The sequence below is a fragment of the Pseudanabaena sp. PCC 6802 genome, assembly GCF_000332175.1.
Classification (GTDB): domain Bacteria; phylum Cyanobacteriota; class Cyanobacteriia; order Pseudanabaenales; family Pseudanabaenaceae; genus PCC-6802.
Window position 1 is genome coordinate 671,655 of record NZ_KB235910.1, and the last position, 2,523, is coordinate 674,177.

At 50.1% G+C, this 2,523-nt stretch carries 2 protein-coding genes; one reads left to right on the plus strand and one right to left on the minus strand.

Annotated features, from left to right (window positions below; genetic code table 11):
• The coding region (locus tag PSE6802_RS27560) for an IS4 family transposase (RefSeq protein ID WP_019498660.1) at positions 1-1,137 on the minus strand (1,137 nt) is incomplete at its 3' end.
• Positions 1,138-1,472: 335 nt separating this feature from the next.
• Between PSE6802_RS27560 and PSE6802_RS27565 the strand changes: the two genes are divergently transcribed.
• On the plus strand, positions 1,473-2,523 hold a 1,051-nt coding region (locus PSE6802_RS27565; protein ID WP_019498661.1), incomplete at its 3' end, for a DNA polymerase III subunit gamma/tau.

The window sequence follows — 2,523 nt, forward strand, 5'->3', positions numbered from 1 at the left end:
TTCCACTGAAATGCATTCAAGGGGTTGGCGCAAGGCAACTGCGACTTGAGCGCAGAGATCCATCAGTAGCACGTAGAAGATCCAAGTACTATAAAGCTGAATTTTGACGCCATTGCTACCGCAGACCCACAAGTATGATAAACCTAACAATCGCTTCGTGAGCAAGAAGGCATCTTCAATCTGCCAACGCCGTCGATAGAGGTCGCAGACTTGTTGAGGGGAGAGGCGAGTCGGTTCCAGGACATTGGTAAGATAGGTGTACCAGGTTTTGCCCCACAAGACGGAGACCAAGCGCAGTGGATGGGTACAGGGATTAGAGCGATACTGTCCTAATTCGATCAGTTCATCGCGATAGAAATTGCCCTGACTCAGAACGCGAGTGACTTTGTAGGCGCTCTTTTGCCGCAAGCGGGTGACAAACCATTTCTGGGTTTCGGTGAATGTATCAAACCAGACGAAACTAAAAAACCCTAAGTCAAACACCAACAGCCCATCCACGGGCAATCGCTCCAACAGTTGCTGACTCCAGGTTTTATCATTGGCGTGTTCATCTGGGGTGTACCAAATCCCTAAAGGACGCAAACTCCAGGCATCCACCAACGCCATCATCTTACCCCCTAAGGGGAATTTCTGGTTGCGCAGGCGCTCCAGCTTCTTTGCTAACGCTTCGAGAACCGACCCATCTGCCATGGCCACGGTTGTAAAGCTTGCCTGTACCTGTCCCCATGCCTGCGGCACCAGCGCTGAATTTGCGGACACGGGCAACCGCATCAGTACTTGTTCCCACATCTGCACAAACAAAGCCGCAGGCAGCGTACGCAAGCGCTCTGACAGGGCTTGCTTCGTCACTCGCTTTGCCTCCACCCATAACAAGCCATCCTGTTCCAGCAAGCGCAGCACTTCACTTAGTCCGCCGATCTGTCGATACACTAGGCTCAACACGATCGCACACATCACGGGCAACGTTAACACTCGCTCGCGCAACTGTCGAGTTTTGTCTCGCACCGTTTTGAGATTAGCAAATGTCCCTGGACTCAACCAATCCCGCAGTCGCGCTTCTAACTCTTCATTGCTCGGCGCGGGCACGCTCACTCGTCGCCGCAAATCTGGATTCCCATATCGATGTTTTGCCTTCATAGGGGTAACCACAAATAGGTCTGATTTCAGCCTAAATCCGTTTGAGCTACCCCTTGACAATGACTATCTTTTCTTACCTTGACACCCCCTGTCCTAACAGATCTGTCTACGGCTATAAAACATTGAGGTGAATGGCGAGCTATAGCGTTTTTCAATTGAGAACAGGTTTTATTGACGGGGTAAAAGGGGGCCACCCCTTCTTGGGGGCATTGCCCCCAAACCCCCTTCTCGTTTTCATCTGAAAACCGCTATATGCATGATGGCAATGGAATTGCGATCGTAAACTAGAAGAAGCATAGATACTGTATAAGGCAGTCTTTGAGCGAATTCGCCATATGGGTTATGAGCCTTTACACCATAAATACCGCCCGCAAACCTTTGCCGATCTGGTTGGGCAAGAAGCGATCGCCACGATCCTAACCAATGCGATCGAAACACAGCGCATTGCGCCTGCCTATTTGTTAACTGGGGCTAGAGGCACGGGCAAAACCTCCACCGCTCGGATTATGGCAAAATCGTTGAATTGTCTCAGTTATGATGCGCCCACCCCCACACCTTGCGGTCAATGCGAACTATGCCGCAGCGTAACCATCGGTAATGCCCTCGATATTACCGAAATTGATGCCGCCAGCAATACAGGCGTTGATAATATTCGCGAGTTGATCGAACGCGCCCAATTTGCCCCAGTTCAGGCTAGGTATAAAGTTTATGCAATTGACGAGTGTCATATGCTTAGCACGGCAGCATTTAATGCTTTACTCAAAACTTTAGAAGAACCACCCGATCGCGTTGTTTTTATCCTCGCCACCACCGATCCGCAAAGAGTATTACCTACGATTATTTCGCGTTGCCAAAGATTTGACTTCCGGCGCATACCACTTGGGGCAATGGTGGGACATCTGCAAAAGATTGCCGATCTCGAACGCATTGCCATTAATCCCGAAGCGATTACTCTGGTAGCACAGATCGCTCAGGGAGGTTTGAGAGATGCGGAAAGCCTCCTCGATCAGCTCAGTCTCACTGAAGGTGAAATTACAACCGAGGCGGTATGGGATTTAGTCGGCACCGTTCCAGAACGAGATCTGTTAACGCTGCTAGAAGCAATCGCTCAGGATAACTCTATCCAGGTGCTGGAACAATCCAGGCAAGTAATGGATCGAGGTCGCGAGCCATTAATCGTATTGCAGAGTTTGGCAGGAATGTATCGCGATTTATTGATTGCCAAAACTGCCAGCGATCGCCGCGATCTGGTCGCTCTCACCGCCGCCAGTTGGGATAGATTGCAACAACTCGCAGCGATATTTCCCATTTCTAATATTTTGGCTGGACAACAGCATTTACGCAGCGCCGAAGTACAGGTTAAAAATACCACTCAGCCGAGATTAT